The sequence below is a fragment of the Seonamhaeicola marinus genome (assembly GCF_008085455.1).
This window is the reverse complement of record NZ_VSDQ01000401.1, coordinates 1-250: the sequence shown is the minus strand read 5'-3', so window position 1 is coordinate 250 and position 250 is coordinate 1. Positions and strand designations below refer to the sequence as shown.

1 pseudogene is annotated in these 250 nt (G+C 41.2%); it reads left to right on the top strand.

From position 1 onward, the window contains the following. Positions 1-250: pseudogene (locus tag FUA24_RS05150) on the top strand (NrfD/PsrC family molybdoenzyme membrane anchor subunit); the annotation flags it as partial.

The window sequence follows — 250 nt, the reverse complement described above, 5'->3', positions numbered from 1 at the left end:
CAAACTTTGTTTGGTGGGTAGGTATTGGTCATGCAGGAACCCTTATTTCTGCGGTACTTTTATTATTCCGTCAAAAATGGCGTATGGCCATTAACCGTTCTGCAGAGGCAATGACAATTTTCTCGGTAGTTCAAGCAGGTTTATTCCCAATTATTCACATGGGGCGTCCGTGGTTAGGTTATTGGGTGTTACCAATTCCAAATCAATTTGGTTCTTTATGGGTTAACTTTAACTCGCCATTACTTTGGGA